This window comes from Citrobacter telavivensis, assembly GCA_009363175.1.
GTDB classification, from domain to species: domain Bacteria; phylum Pseudomonadota; class Gammaproteobacteria; order Enterobacterales; family Enterobacteriaceae; genus Citrobacter_A; species Citrobacter_A telavivensis.
This window is the reverse complement of record CP045205.1, coordinates 4,738,230-4,751,566: the sequence shown is the minus strand read 5'-3', so window position 1 is coordinate 4,751,566 and position 13,337 is coordinate 4,738,230. Positions and strand designations below refer to the sequence as shown.

General features: G+C 54.3%; 13 protein-coding genes. 6 read left to right on the top strand and 7 right to left on the bottom strand.

Features of this window, described 5'->3' with window-relative positions; all coding sequences use genetic code 11:
* Window positions 1-259 precede the first annotated feature (259 nt).
* Window positions 260-1,564, top strand: coding sequence for a glycoside hydrolase family 28 protein (locus GBC03_25160; protein ID QFS73260.1), 1,305 nt, complete (start codon window positions 260-262; stop codon window positions 1,562-1,564).
* A gap of 55 nt (window positions 1,565-1,619) precedes the next feature.
* On the opposite strand, the gene GBC03_25155 is transcribed toward GBC03_25160, so the two are convergent.
* Window positions 1,620-4,010: a membrane-bound PQQ-dependent dehydrogenase, glucose/quinate/shikimate family gene (locus GBC03_25155; GenBank protein ID QFS73259.1), complete on the bottom strand. Its 2,391-nt coding sequence runs from the start codon at window positions 4,008-4,010 to the stop codon at window positions 1,620-1,622.
* Window positions 4,011-4,215: 205 nt separating this feature from the next.
* Between GBC03_25155 and GBC03_25150 the strand changes: the two genes are divergently transcribed.
* Complete coding sequence (locus GBC03_25150) at window positions 4,216-4,752, top strand: hypoxanthine phosphoribosyltransferase (protein ID QFS73258.1); 537 nt, start codon at window positions 4,216-4,218, stop codon at window positions 4,750-4,752.
* Window positions 4,753-4,817: 65 nt separating this feature from the next.
* Here GBC03_25150 and GBC03_25145 read toward each other — a convergent pair whose 3' ends face one another.
* Window positions 4,818-5,480: a carbonate dehydratase gene (locus tag GBC03_25145; protein QFS73257.1), complete on the bottom strand. Its 663-nt coding sequence runs from the start codon at window positions 5,478-5,480 to the stop codon at window positions 4,818-4,820.
* Window positions 5,481-5,588: 108 nt separating this feature from the next.
* On the opposite strand from GBC03_25145, the gene GBC03_25140 reads away from it, so the two are divergent.
* From GBC03_25140 to GBC03_25125, 4 genes are all read left to right on the top strand, one after another.
* Window positions 5,589-6,515, top strand: coding sequence for an ATP-binding cassette domain-containing protein (locus GBC03_25140; protein QFS73256.1), 927 nt, complete (start codon window positions 5,589-5,591; stop codon window positions 6,513-6,515).
* On the top strand, window positions 6,512-7,282 hold the full coding sequence (locus GBC03_25135) for an ABC transporter permease (protein ID QFS73255.1): 771 nt from the start codon (window positions 6,512-6,514) through the stop codon (window positions 7,280-7,282). The genes GBC03_25140 and GBC03_25135 overlap by 4 nt, the downstream gene beginning before the upstream one ends.
* A gap of 106 nt (window positions 7,283-7,388) precedes the next feature.
* A complete protein-coding gene (locus GBC03_25130) occupies window positions 7,389-7,829 on the top strand; it encodes a PTS sugar transporter subunit IIA (protein QFS73254.1) in 441 nt (146 codons plus the stop codon).
* A gap of 67 nt (window positions 7,830-7,896) precedes the next feature.
* The gene (locus tag GBC03_25125) at window positions 7,897-9,120 is read left to right on the top strand and encodes a polysaccharide deacetylase family protein (protein QFS74124.1); all 1,224 of its coding nucleotides are present in this window, start codon (window positions 7,897-7,899) and stop codon (window positions 9,118-9,120) included.
* Between the two features lie 5 nt (window positions 9,121-9,125).
* On the opposite strand, the gene panD is transcribed toward GBC03_25125, so the two are convergent.
* The 5 genes from panD to pcnB all read right to left on the bottom strand — a co-directional run bounded on the left by panD (window position 9,126) and on the right by pcnB (window position 13,329).
* Window positions 9,126-9,506, bottom strand: a complete 381-nt coding sequence (panD, locus tag GBC03_25120) for an aspartate 1-decarboxylase (protein QFS73253.1) — start codon at window positions 9,504-9,506, stop codon at window positions 9,126-9,128.
* Window positions 9,507-9,656: 150 nt separating this feature from the next.
* Complete coding sequence (panC, locus tag GBC03_25115; GenBank protein ID QFS73252.1) at window positions 9,657-10,511, bottom strand: pantoate--beta-alanine ligase; 855 nt, start codon at window positions 10,509-10,511, stop codon at window positions 9,657-9,659.
* 11 nt (window positions 10,512-10,522) lie between these two features.
* Window positions 10,523-11,314: a 3-methyl-2-oxobutanoate hydroxymethyltransferase gene (gene panB, locus GBC03_25110; GenBank protein ID QFS73251.1), complete on the bottom strand. Its 792-nt coding sequence runs from the start codon at window positions 11,312-11,314 to the stop codon at window positions 10,523-10,525.
* A 120-nt stretch (window positions 11,315-11,434) separates the two neighbouring features.
* Complete coding sequence (gene folK, locus GBC03_25105; protein ID QFS73250.1) at window positions 11,435-11,914, bottom strand: 2-amino-4-hydroxy-6-hydroxymethyldihydropteridine diphosphokinase; 480 nt, start codon at window positions 11,912-11,914, stop codon at window positions 11,435-11,437.
* Window positions 11,911-13,329 (bottom strand): polynucleotide adenylyltransferase PcnB, encoded by a 1,419-nt coding sequence (gene pcnB / locus GBC03_25100; protein ID QFS73249.1) that lies wholly within the window; start codon window positions 13,327-13,329, stop codon window positions 11,911-11,913. Before pcnB ends, folK begins: the two co-directional genes overlap by 4 nt.
* Window positions 13,330-13,337: the final 8 nt, after the last annotated feature.

Below are 13,337 nucleotides of genomic sequence, written 5' to 3'. Positions count from 1 at the left end.
CAACAAGCGCCCGCGATTATTGCGGGCGTTTTGTTTTTCCTGAATATTCGCTTCTGATAATCCTCCCCTTTTTTCTTATTATTCATCATATTTATCATTCACCTGCATAAGACATTGTTACCCTCGTAAATGGTGATTCCTGCCGTTATTTGATATATCTCTATTCGTTAAATTGTGGATAAATGCGGGAAAGGGAAGCGACGCTGAATAAATTCAGTGGCATTAGCCCATCACGCCATGAGAGAGAAGGATTGAATTCATGTCCGTACAACTTGATGTCAAAGATTTTGGGGCAAGGGGCGATGGCCTCGTCAAAGACACCCGGGCGCTGCAAAGCGCCATCGATAGCGGGGCGGTACAGGGGGTTCCCGTTGTGATTTCTCCGGGAACTTACCTGGTCGGTTCGTTATTCCTGAAGGAAGGCAGCCGACTCCATTTCGCACAGGGAGCGACGCTACTGGGGTCGACTGATATTGCCGACTATCCGGAGATCCCGACGCGTGTGGCAGGCGTTGAGATGATGTGGCCTGCGGCGATCGTGAATGCCATTGAGGTGAACAACATTGCTATTTCAGGACATGGCAGGATCGATGGTCAGGGCGCCCACTGGTGGGATCTCTACTGCGGCCCGGATAAAGCGAGCGGTCTGCGGGTTGATTATGATAACAAAGGGCTGCGCTGGATTGCGGACTATCTCATTAAGCGACCGCGCGCCTGCCTGATTTACAAAGCAGAGCATGTCTCGATTACCGATTTAACCTTTGAGCGTGCCGGGTTCTGGAATTTACAGATAACCTATGCAGATAACGTAATCGTCAGCGGGGTCACCATTCGTGATAACCACGGGCCAAGCACGGACGGCATTGACATTGACTCCTCAAGCCACGTCCGCGTCACGCAATGTGATGTGTCATGCGGCGACGATTGCATCGTGATCAAGTCGGGTCGCGATGGGGATGGGTATCGGGTGGGGCGGATCGCCGAACACATTGAAATTGACCACTGTGTGATTCGCTCGGGCTATGGCGTGACGCTGGGCAGTGAAGTCAGCGGCGGTATACGTAACGTCTACGTGCACGATATTACCTTCGAAAACTCTGACTGCGGGCTGCGCATGAAGTCGTCGAAGGAGCGGGGAGGGTTTGTTGAAGATGTGGTCGTGGAAAACCTGCGGATGCGTAATGTGCAATTTCCTTTCTCCTGGATTATGGACTGGCACAACGCCTATAACCGCAAACGGTTCGACAATATTGCTGAGTTGCCCGAAGCCTGGCAGGCGGTGGCGAGGCAGATCCCGGAAAATTTACAGATGACCAAAGTGCGTAATATCCGTATCAGCCATGTCGATGCCACGCTGGCGGCGGATTATCGCTTACCGGCGCGCGCGTTTGATCTGGTGGCCTTTGCGGAGAAACCGATGGAGGACATTCGGTTTAGCCATTGTCGGATCGAGGCGAAAGAGTTTGGCCGTATTGTGGCGGTCAATCATTTGCGCTTTGATGACGTTGTTGTCTCTGCGGCGGGTGAAAATGACGGTGTGAATGATACGTTTGATAATCGCTAACATAAAAAAGACAGCGTGGGGTCTCCACGCTGTCTCTGCTACAAAATAGACTGCGTTACTTCGCGTCGTCAGGCAGCGCGTAAGCCACGATATAGTCGCCCATCTTCGTACCAAACGAGCCGTGGCCTCCGGCCGAAATCACGACATACTGTTTGCCGTTCACCTCATAGGTCATCGGCGTGGCTTGTCCACCGGCTGGCAGACGTCCCTGCCACAGTTTCTCACCGTTGCTCATGTTGTAAGCGCGCAGGTAGTTATCCGCCGTGGCAGCAATAAACAGCACATTGCCTGCCGTGGAGATAGGACCGCCCAGCATCGGCATACCCATATTGAACGGTACCGGAACCGGCATCGGGAACGGCATGCTGTCCTGCGGCGTACCAATGCGTTTTTTCCAGACCACGTCGTTGGTTTTCAGATCTAGCGCGGAGATATACCCCCAGGCCGGTTGCTTACACGGCAGACCAAACGGCGACAGGAACGGGTTCAGCGTGACGCCAAACGGCACGCCGTACTGTGGCTGAATACCGGATTCGCTACCCGTGCCTTGCGCATCTTTCGGCGGTTCCATCGGATTACCCGGACCACGTGGGATCAGCTTAGAAACGAACGGCAGCGCCATCGGGTTAGCTATCGCCACCTGACGGTTGGGATCGACCGAAATACCGCCCCATTCGAACATCCCGAGGTTGCCCGGGAACACCAGCGTGCCCTGTTCAGACGGCGGGGTAAAGATGCCCTCATAGCGCATCTGGTGGAACATCACGCGGCACACCAGTTGGTCGAACATGGTAGCGCCCCACATATCTGCCCCGGTCAGATCTTTTTTCGGGCGGAAACTCAGTTCAGAGAACGGCTGCGTTTTGCTGACGTAATCCCCTTTGGCGGCACCCTGCGGAACCGGTTTTTCGGGGGCCGGAACGACCAGCTCGCCGTTACGGCGATCGAGAACAAAGATGTTACCGGTTTTGGCTGGCGCGTAGATGACCGGGATTTTCTCACCTTTGACGGTGATATCCGCCAGCGTCGGCTGGGACGGCATGTCCATATCCCACAGGTCGTGGTGTACGGTCTGATAGCTCCAGGCAAGCTTACCGGTGGTGGCGTTCAGCGCCACAATCGAACTGGCATAGCGTTCCTGCTCCGGCGTGCGGTTACCGCCCCAGATATCCGGTGTGGTCACGCCCATCGGCAGATAGACCAGATCCAGCTTCGCGTCATAAGCCGCCGGGGCCCAGGAGTTGGGCGAGTTAAAGGTAAACGCGTGTTCGTCGGACGGGATGGCATTCGGGTCTTTCGCACCGGGATCGAAGGCCCACAGCAGCGTGCCGTTATTGACGTCAAAACCGCGGATCACACCCGAGGTTTCGCGCGTGGAGAAGTTATCGGTAACCGAACCGGCAATCACGATGGTTTTATCGGTGATGATGGGCGGTGACGTTGGCTCATACAGCCCCGGCGTCGTATCCGGCATATTGGTTTGCAGATTCAGAATACCTTTGTTGGCAAAGGTTTCGCACAGCTTGCCGGTTTCCGCATTCACCGCAAACAGACGACCATCGTTCACCGGCAGGATGATGCGGCGCGGACAGTCGGCAATGACTTCTGGTGTGGCATTATCGGCTTTCGCTTCATGATACGACACGCCACGGCAGGTAACGTGCTGGAAGCTGGTGTTGGTATTCAGTTGCGGATCGAAATGCCACTTCTCTTTCCCGGTGGCCGCATCAAGCGCGAACAGACGCTGGTGGGCAGTACAGAGATACAGCGTATCGCCGACTTTAATCGGCGTGACTTCATTGGTTATCTCACCAGGATCGTTAGGCTGCTTCAGGTCACCGGTGCGGAACACCCACGCCTCTTTCAGGTTGTGGACATTGTCGGCGTTGATCTGCTTGAGCGGCGAGAAGCGTTGACCTTCCTGATTACGACCATACGCCGGCCAGTCGTTGTCGGAGATAGTGGAGATAGCGTCGGCCGGAGTGGTGTCTGCGCTCAGGGTGCCGTTGATTTCCTGTGGGTCATGGAAACCCGCCCAGGTCAGGATCCCTCCGCTAATCAGCAGGGCCACCACCAGTGCCGCTACGGCACCACGGGAAGGAACAATCAGGCGATGCCAGACAAACGGTAAAATCAGCCAGATGCCGAAGAAGACCAGGATGTCACTGCGCGGCGTGAGTGCCCAAAAGTCGAAGCCGACTTCCCAGACGCCCCAGAGCAGGGTTGCGAGGAGCAGGGCGGCGTAGAGCCACAGTGCGGAACGCTGACTGCGCCAGAGCATAACGGCGACACCCAGCATGACAAGACCGGCGATCGGATAGTACCAGGAGCCGCCAATGGCGACCAGCCAGCCTCCGCCGATCAGGAGATACAACCCGCTAAGCGCTGCAAAGAGGGCCGTTAACACCACGAGGAGTCGCGGTGAACGTGCGTTGTTATCTGCCATAAAAATACACCATCTCAATTTGTTAATTTTTTAGTAGCAATTAATTATAGGATTTAACAAGTGTGATCGTCATCACAAAATGAGCTTTATTAAGAGATGCCGCGAATAAATACTTTTACTGGTATACTGCATGCCTTGCACTTCGATGCTGTTCCGGTAGAAGCAGGCATTGAGTGATTTGTTTTTAAATCATATGGTTAGAGTTATGAAACATACTGTAGAAGTAATGATCCCCGAAGCGGAGATCAAAGCGCGGATTGCCGAACTGGGTCGTCAGATTACTGAACGTTACAAAGACAGCGGCAGTGACATGGTGCTGGTTGGTCTGCTGCGTGGCTCATTTATGTTTATGGCGGATCTGTGCCGTGAAGTGCAGGTATCTCATGAAGTCGATTTTATGACCGCCTCCAGCTACGGTAGCGGCATGTCCACCACCCGAGACGTCAAGATCCTCAAAGATCTCGATGAAGACATTCGCGGCAAAGACGTGCTGATTGTGGAAGACATTATCGACTCCGGCAACACGCTGTCGAAAGTGCGTGAAATTCTGAGCCTGCGTGAACCGAAATCTCTGGCGATTTGCACCCTGCTGGATAAACCCTCCCGCCGTGAAGTGAACGTCCCGGTCGAGTTCATCGGTTTCTCCATCCCGGATGAGTTCGTGGTGGGCTACGGTATTGACTACGCTCAGCGCTATCGCCATCTGCCGTATGTCGGCAAAGTGGTGCTGCTGGACGAGTAAGCGTAAAAAAGCCGGGAAAATCCCGGCGTTGACTGGATACGTCCCCGGTGCATGACCGGGGATTTTTATTTGTGGTTGACGTGTTTCTGGCTGAGGTTAGAAACGCCCTGGCGATAGCGCTGCTCCAGGGTGGCGCGACTGGTCGCGGTTACTTCCAGATCGCGCAGCAGACCATCGTGAATACCGTATGCCCAGCCGTGGATGGTCACTTTCTGACCCCGTTTCCAGGCTGACTGCATGATGGTGGAGTGGCCCAGGTTGTACACCTGTTCCATCACGTTCAGCTCACACAGCGTATCCATACGACGCTCTTGCGGCATATCGCCAAGCAATGAGCTATGTTTGAACCAGATATCACGGATATGCAGCAGCCAGTTGTCGATGAGGCCCAGTTCCGGGTTATCGACCGCCGCCTGTACGCCGCCACACCCGTAGTGACCACAGATAATAATGTGTTCAACTTCGAGGACATCAACGGCATACTGAACAACGGAGAGGCAGTTGAGGTCTGTGTGGATGACCAGGTTGGCCACATTACGGTGGACAAATAATTCGCCCGGTTCAAGACCGGTTAAACGTTCTGCGGGAACGCGACTGTCGGAACATCCAATCCATAGAAAGCGTGGTTTCTGCGCTTGCGCCAGTTTCTCAAAAAATCCGGAATCCTCTTCCACCAGCATTTTTGACCATAGTGCATTGTTGCTGATGAGTGTATCTATGTCTTTCATGGAGGTTAACGACCTGTAACCAAATAAGTGCGTTGGGCTAATATAGGGCAACTCCGGGATTATTTAAACCACATATAAAGTGTAAGAACGTAAGGTAAGTAAAAATTTATGACCATTGCACTGGAACTTCAACAACTTAAAAAAACTTATCCTGGCGGCGTTCAGGCGTTGCGCGGGATAGATTTACAGGTCGAGGCGGGTGATTTTTACGCGCTTCTGGGACCGAACGGGGCAGGAAAGTCGACCACTATCGGTATCATCAGCTCGCTGGTGAACAAATCTTCCGGGCGCGTCAGCGTCTTTGGCTACGATCTCGAAAAAGATGTCGTTAACGCCAAACGTCAGTTGGGACTGGTGCCGCAAGAATTTAACTTCAACCCGTTTGAGACCGTGCAGCAGATCGTGGTCAATCAGGCGGGCTACTACGGCGTGGAGCGAAAAGAAGCGATCGAGCGCAGCGAAAAGTATTTAAAACAGCTCGATCTGTGGGAAAAACGCAACGAACGTGCACGGATGTTATCCGGTGGGATGAAGCGACGTCTGATGATTGCTCGTGCGCTGATGCACGAGCCGAAGCTGCTGATTCTCGATGAACCGACAGCAGGCGTTGATATCGAACTTCGCCGCTCAATGTGGGGCTTTTTGAAGGATTTAAACGACAAAGGCACCACGATCATTCTGACGACTCACTACCTGGAAGAGGCGGAAATGCTCTGCCGCAACATCGGGATTATTCAGCACGGCGAACTGGTCGAAAACACCTCGATGAAAAACCTGCTCTCTAAGCTCAAATCTGAAACCTTTATTCTCGATCTGGCGGCGAAAAGTCCGCTGCCGAAGCTGGAGGGCTATCAGTATCGGCTGGTGGATACCTCAACGCTGGAAGTCGAAGTGCTGCGTGAGCAAGGAATTAATAGCGTGTTCAGCCAGCTTAGCGCGCAGGGCATTCAGGTACTGAGTATGCGTAACAAAGCGAACCGCCTTGAAGAGCTGTTTGTGTCACTGGTTCATGAAAAACAAGGAGATCGCACATGATGCAGCTTTACTGGGTCGCGCTTAAAAGCATCTGGGCGAAAGAGATCAACCGCTTTATGCGGATCTGGATCCAGACGCTGGTGCCGCCCGTCATCACCATGACGCTCTATTTCATTATCTTCGGTAACCTGATTGGCTCCCGCATTGGCGAGATGCACGGTTTCAGCTACATGCAGTTCATCGTGCCGGGTCTGATCATGATGGCGGTGATCACCAATGCTTATGCTAACGTCGCGTCGTCGTTCTTTAGCGCCAAGTTCCAGCGCAACATCGAAGAACTGCTGGTTGCGCCGGTGCCCACGCACGTGATCATCGCCGGTTTTGTCGGCGGTGGCGTAGCGCGCGGACTGTGTGTCGGGATTCTGGTGACGGCCATTTCGCTGTTCTTTGTTCCGTTCCAGGTGCATTCGTGGCTGTTTGTTGCGTTGACGCTGGTTCTGACGGCGATTCTGTTTTCGCTGGCGGGCCTGTTGAACGCCGTGTTCGCGAAAACTTTTGACGATATCAGCCTGATTCCGACCTTTGTGCTGACGCCGCTGACCTATCTTGGCGGGGTGTTCTATTCTCTGACGCTGCTGCCGCCGTTCTGGCAGGGCTTATCGCAGTTAAACCCGATCGTCTACATGATAAGCGGCTTTCGCTACGGCTTCCTCGGCATTCACGACGTGCCGCTGGTGACCACGTTTGGCGTGCTGGTTGTCTTTATTGTGGCGTTCTATCTGCTGTGCTGGTCCTTAATCCAGCGCGGACGCGGGTTGCGTAGCTGAGCGTTTTTATCCTCTCCTCCGCGTGAGGAGAGGGCGATTTTTGACCATTGTCATCATTCTCCATTTGTTACATTGATAAACTACTTGCCTGCTAATGAGGTGAGAAATGCTAGGTTGGGTCATTACCTGTCATGACGATAAGGCTGAGGAACTCCTGAGCCTTCTGGAAAAAAAACACGGCCCGCTGGCGCAATGCCGGGCGGTGAATTTTTGGCGTGGGTTGAGCGCGAACATGCTGAGTCGGATGATGTGTGACGCCCTGCATGCCACTGATTCCGGTGATGGCGTCATCTTTCTGACCGATCTCCCCGGTGCGGCGCCGTATCGCGTGGCGTCATTGATGAGCCATAAACATCCGCAATGTGAAGTGATCTCCGGCATTAATGAGACGCTGCTGGGGGACATGATTTCATCACGAGACTCAATGAGTAGTCCGGCGTTTCGCGACCAGATTGTTGCCCTCGGCGGGCCAGAAGTTACCAGCCTTTGGCATCAGCAACAGAAAAATCCCCCCTTTGTTCTGCTGCACGATTTGTATGAGTATTAATCATTCTTATTAATGAGATGAATTGGTACAATCGTTGCGTTGTTTCTTGCCCCGGTTATCGTTAATGATGAAATATCTGTTCCTGCTGCTGCTGTCCCTCTCTACAGTAGTCAGTGCGGCGTTGCCTGCTCGCTATATGCAAACCACGGAAGATGCGGCTATTTGGGCGCAAATTGGTGATGACATGGTGACCGTGGGAAATATTCGCGCCGGACAGATTATTTCTGTCATTCCGGTCGCTGCTGACTATTACGAATTCAAATTTGGCTTCGGCACCGGGTTTATCGACAAGGGGCATCTGGAACCGGTGCAGGGTAAACAGCGCGTTGAGGACAGCCTCGGCGATCTCAACAAACCGCTCAGCAACCAGAATCTGATCACCTGGCAAGCCACCCCCGTCTATAATGCGCCGAACGTTGGCAGCGCGCCGTTTGGCGTACTGGCGGATAACCTGCGTTATCCCATCATCAGTAAGCTCAAAGACCGGCTGAATCAAACCTGGTATCAGATCCGCATTGGTGACCGACTGGCCTGGATAAGCGCGCTCGACGCCCAGGAAGATCGCGGGCTGCCGGTGCTGACCTATCACCATATTCTGCGCGATGAAGAGAACACGCGCTTTCGTCATACCTCCACCACCACGTCAGTCCGCGCCTTCAGCAACCAGATGACCTGGCTGCGCGATCGCGGTTACAGCACGCTGACGATGACTCAACTGGAAGGTTATGTGCGCAATAAATTGAACCTGCCTGCGCGGGCGGTGGTGATTACCTTTGATGACGGCCTGAAGTCGGTGAGCCGCTATGCCTATCCGGTACTGAAGCAGTATGGGATGAAGGCCACGGCCTTTATTATCTCGTCGAGAATTAAAGTTCGTCCGCAAAAATGGGATCCCAAATCGCTGCAGTTTATGAGTATTTCAGAACTCAACGGCATCCGCGATGTGTTTGATTTTCAGTCCCATACGCACTTTTTGCATCGGGTCGATGGCAATCGTCGCCCAATCCTGCTCAGCCGTAGCCATCATAATATTCTGTATGATTTTGAACGCTCCCGGCGTGCGCTGGCCCCGTTTAATCCGCACGTGCTCTATCTTTCATATCCGTTTGGCAGTTATAACGCGACGGCAGTGAAAGCGGCAGAAGAGGCTGGATTTCACCTAGCGGTGACCACGGTGAAAGGGAAGGTAAAACCGGGGGATAATCCGTTCTTACTCAAACGGTTATACATCTTAAGGACGGACTCACTGGAAACCATGTCGCGGCTGATCAGCAATCAGCCGCAGGGGTAGTTCGCTTACGCAACCTGAACCGGAATCGCTTTCGCGGTGCGTTTCATTTCGTTGTCGCCTTCGAAGTAAGCGACCTTCGGCTGCCAGCGGCGAGCTTCTTCGTCAGACATGGTGACGAAGCTGGCGATGATCACAATATCGCCCACGCTGGCACAGTGTGCCGCCGCGCCATTGACGGAGATGATTCTGGAACCGCGTTCGGCGGCAATGGCATAGGTGGAGAAACGCTTGCCGTTGCTCACGTTCCAGATATCAATGGCTTCATTTTCGAGGATCCCGGCGGCATCCAGGAAATCCTGATCGATGGCGCAGGAACCTTCATAGTGCAGGTCCGCCTGAGTCACTTTCACGCGGTGGAGTTTGCCCTGCAGCATTGTGCGAATCATAACGTCTACCTTAAAGACTCTTCATCATTCAGGCCGCCTCTGTATTGGGTGCGCCTGAGTCATTCCGAGTGTGTTCAGTTGTTAACGAAGCAGGTCGAAACCTGCTTTGAGAATTTTCTCAGGCAGTATTGCCTGATTTTTAACCCCTGTCTACTGGGTTAATGCAACCGTCTGATTGTCGATTAACCGAGCCTGACCGAGCCACGCAGCAACCAGAATCACGGCTCGCTGGCTGCTTTCGGTCAGTTCAAGCAGCGTGTCAGCATCGCGGATCTGAATATCATCGGGGCGGAAGCCTTTTTCCGTCAATTCCTGTTCAGCGATGGCAATAATCTCTTCCAGTTCACGCTCGCCGGCCTGCAACTTTTCACCGATGCGGCTCATCACTTTGTACAAACCGGGGGCGATTTTACGTTGTTCGGCCGTCAGATAACCGTTACGCGAACTCAGGGCTAAACCGTCTTTGGCGCGAATAATCGGTACACCGACGATGTCGATGTCGTAGCCCATATCGGCAACCATTTTGCGGATCAGCGCCAGTTGCTGGAAGTCCTTCTCGCCAAAGCAAGCGACGTCCGGCTGTACCAGATTGAACAGCTTGCTGACGATGGTTGAAACACCACGGAAATGACCCGGACGGCTAGCGCCTTCCAGCATCGTCGAGAGGCCGGGGACATCAACGTACGTCTGCCCGTCGGTGCCCTGGGGATAGATTTGGTCCGGCGCGGGGGCAAAGACGAAATCCACTTTACGCTTGTTCAGTTTTTCGCAGTCTTCCTGCAGCGTGCGCGGGTAGCGCACCAGATCGTCCGGACGGTCAAACTGCATCGGGTTAACGAAAATACTCACCACCACGATGTCCGCACGGGCTGTCGCTTCATCAACCAGCTTCATGTGACCATCATGCAGGTTGCCCATCGTCGGCACCAGCGCAATGCGCTTACCTTCCTGACGGGCTCTGCGGATATGCTGACGCAGCAGTGGCAGGGTTTCAATAATCAGCACAACAAGACTCCTTAATGGAAACTGTGTTCTTCGCCCGGATAGACGCCGGACTCAACCTCGGCAATATACTGCCGTACCGCGGCGCGCATGTCGCCTGCTTCCGTAAGGAAATTTTTGGCAAATTTCGGAATATGGCCGCCGGTGATGCCAAAGGCGTCGTGCATCACTAAGATTTGTCCGTCGGTGACGTTACCGGCACCGATGCCGATGACCGGAATGGAAAGCGCGTCAGTCACGCGCCTGGCCAACTCAACCGGGACGCATTCCAGCACAATGAGTTGCGCGCCTGCGGCTTCCAGCGCCAGGGCATCGTCCAGCAAAACCTGTCCGGCATCGCCACGGCCCTGAATTTTATAGCCACCAAAGATATTGACCGACTGTGGCGTCAACCCTAAGTGTCCGCAGACGGGTACCGCGCGCTCGGTGAGCATTTTCACGGTATCTACCAGCCAGGCGCCGCCTTCAATCTTGACCATGTTCGCGCCCGCGCGCATGACGATGGCCGAATTTTCAAAGGCCTGTTCCGGCGTCGCATAAGCCATAAACGGCAGATCGGCGAGCAGCAGGCAATTCGGCGCGCCGCGACGCACCGCACGCGTGTGGTAAGCGATATCTTCAACGGTAACCGGCAGGGTGGAGTCATGCCCTTGCACCGTCATCCCCAGGGAATCTCCGACCAGCATCACATTGATCCCTTCGTCGGCAAACAGTCTGGCGAAGCTGTAGTCATAGGCAGTAATGGTGGCGAAGCGTTTTTTCTCTTGTTTGCACTTCTGCAACAGTGAGATGGTGGTCGGTTTCATAACATTTCCTGATGGTGAACGTCATATTTACCGGCATTTTAACAGTCACATTCAGTGGGGCAATTGATTTAAGCAGCAGTCAGGCGTGAAAAGAACAAACGTGAAGAAAGACGCGCGTGATTACCAGCGAGCGGGTTTTTCTGCGCCGAGGTGAGTGAGTACCTGTTGCAGTGAGATGCCGTCAGGGAAGTGCAGGTCAGGGGCGATTTCAAACAGCGGCCAGAGCATAAAACCACGGTTTTTCATGTCGTAGTGCGGCACGGTTAACCGCTCGCTGTTGATGATGCGATCGCCAAACAACATGATGTCCAGATCTAACGTGCGTGGTCCCCAGCGTTCGGCTTTACGTACCCGGCCTTGCTGAAGTTCAATGCGCTGGGTGTGATCGAGCAATGTTTCTGGCTCAAGCGTCGTTTCCAGCGCCACGGCGGCGTTCAGGTAATCGGGCTGATCCTGCGGACCCAGCGGCGGGGTTCGGTAAAAGGAAGAGACGGCAACGACCCGGCTTTCAGGGAGCTCACGTATCGCGTTGACGGCAGCATTGACCTGCTCCAGAGGAGAGGCCAGGTTGCTGCCCAGCGCGATATAAACGAGGGTCATGCCGTTCCTTCACGACGCGGCGCGCGCTTGCGCGGACGACGGTGCCGACGGCGCGGTGACGGATCTTCATCCAGCTCGTTCAGCATGCCTTTTTGCTCTGGTGGTGCAGAAACCTGGAATTCGCCCCACCACTGCGCCAGACGCTGCAGTTCGGCATTGTTTTCCACTTCGGCACGCAGGGCGAGTAAATCATACGCGGCGCGGAATTTCGGATGTTCCATCAGCTTCCACGCGCGCTTACCCTGGCGACGGGACATCCGCAGTTGCAACTGCCAGATATCGCGCGTCAGCGAGGTGAGACGTTTCGGGATCGCCAGCGAACGGCAGGCCTCATCCAGCACTTCGTTCATCGCCAGCGCGAACGCGTCATAGTAGGCCAGACCGCTTTCCTGGGCGATTTTCTGCGCCATTTCCAGCAGCGGATACCAGAACATCGCGGCAAACAGGAAGGCCGGATTAACGCGCATGTCGTTATGGATGCGGTTATCGGTATTTTTCAGCACCTGCGCGATGATGCGTTCCATTGCGCTGTCGCCATTCTCGGTGAAATAACGAGTGATGGTCGGGAACAGTGGCTGGAACAGGCTGTATTCGCGCAGTTTTTTATAGGTTTCATAGCCGTAGCCCGCCTGCAATAGCTTCAACGCCTCTTCGAACAGGCGCGCGGGCGGGATATCGTTGAGCAGCGTGGCCAGGCGCGGGATCGGCTCTGCCGTTTCCGGGCTAATCTTCATGTCGAGCTTCGCTGCGAAACGCACGGCGCGCAGCATCCGCACCGGATCTTCGCGGTAGCGGGTTTCCGGATTGCCGATCAGGCGAATCACACCATCTTCCAGATCCTGCATACCGCCGACATAGTCGCGAACGGTAAAATCAGCGACGCTGTAATAAAGGCTGTTAATGGTGAAGTCACGGCGCTGGGCGTCTTCTTCGATGGAGCCGAAAATGTTGTCGCGCAGCAGCATACCGTTTTGTCCGCGTTGGGACGTGGTACGGTCGCTTTCGCTGCCTTCGTGATGACCACGAAAGGTGGCGACTTCAATAATTTCCGGGCCAAACATGACGTGCGCCAGACGGAAACGGCGGCCTACAAGGCGGCAGTTACGGAACAGTTTGCGCACCTGGTCTGGCGTCGCATTGGTCGTGACGTCAAAATCTTTCGGTTTTTTGCCAAGCAGAAGGTCGCGGACGCCTCCGCCAACCAGCCAGGCTTCGTATCCCGCTTTATTCAGCCTGTACATTACCTTCAGGGCATTTTCACTGATATCTTTGCGTGAAATAGCGTGCTGCTCGCGCGGGATGACCGTCATACGCGGACGGGCGACGGCAATTTCGGCCTCGCTCTCTTCGCGGCTTAGCACCTTGCGGCAAAAATTAGCGACTCGGGTAAAAATAGTGCACCTCGGTAGTGTCAAACAATATT

Excerpts from the sequence above, each read along its gene's own strand:
- GBC03_25160 (QFS73260.1), top strand. The coding sequence starts at position 260 with ATGTCCGTACAACTTGATGTCAAAGATTTTGGGGCAAGGGGCGATGGC.
- GBC03_25155 (QFS73259.1), bottom strand. The coding sequence starts at position 4,010 with ATGGCAGATAACAACGCACGTTCACCGCGACTCCTCGTGGTGTTAACG.
- GBC03_25150 (QFS73258.1), top strand. The coding sequence starts at position 4,216 with ATGAAACATACTGTAGAAGTAATGATCCCCGAAGCGGAGATCAAAGCG.
- GBC03_25145 (QFS73257.1), bottom strand. The coding sequence starts at position 5,480 with ATGAAAGACATAGATACACTCATCAGCAACAATGCACTATGGTCAAAA.
- GBC03_25140 (QFS73256.1), top strand. The coding sequence starts at position 5,589 with ATGACCATTGCACTGGAACTTCAACAACTTAAAAAAACTTATCCTGGC.
- GBC03_25135 (QFS73255.1), top strand. The coding sequence starts at position 6,512 with ATGATGCAGCTTTACTGGGTCGCGCTTAAAAGCATCTGGGCGAAAGAG.
- GBC03_25130 (QFS73254.1), top strand. The coding sequence starts at position 7,389 with ATGCTAGGTTGGGTCATTACCTGTCATGACGATAAGGCTGAGGAACTC.
- GBC03_25125 (QFS74124.1), top strand. The coding sequence starts at position 7,897 with ATGAAATATCTGTTCCTGCTGCTGCTGTCCCTCTCTACAGTAGTCAGT.
- panD (QFS73253.1), bottom strand. The coding sequence starts at position 9,506 with ATGATTCGCACAATGCTGCAGGGCAAACTCCACCGCGTGAAAGTGACT.
- panB (QFS73251.1), bottom strand. The coding sequence starts at position 11,314 with ATGAAACCGACCACCATCTCACTGTTGCAGAAGTGCAAACAAGAGAAA.
- folK (QFS73250.1), bottom strand. The coding sequence starts at position 11,914 with ATGACCCTCGTTTATATCGCGCTGGGCAGCAACCTGGCCTCTCCTCTG.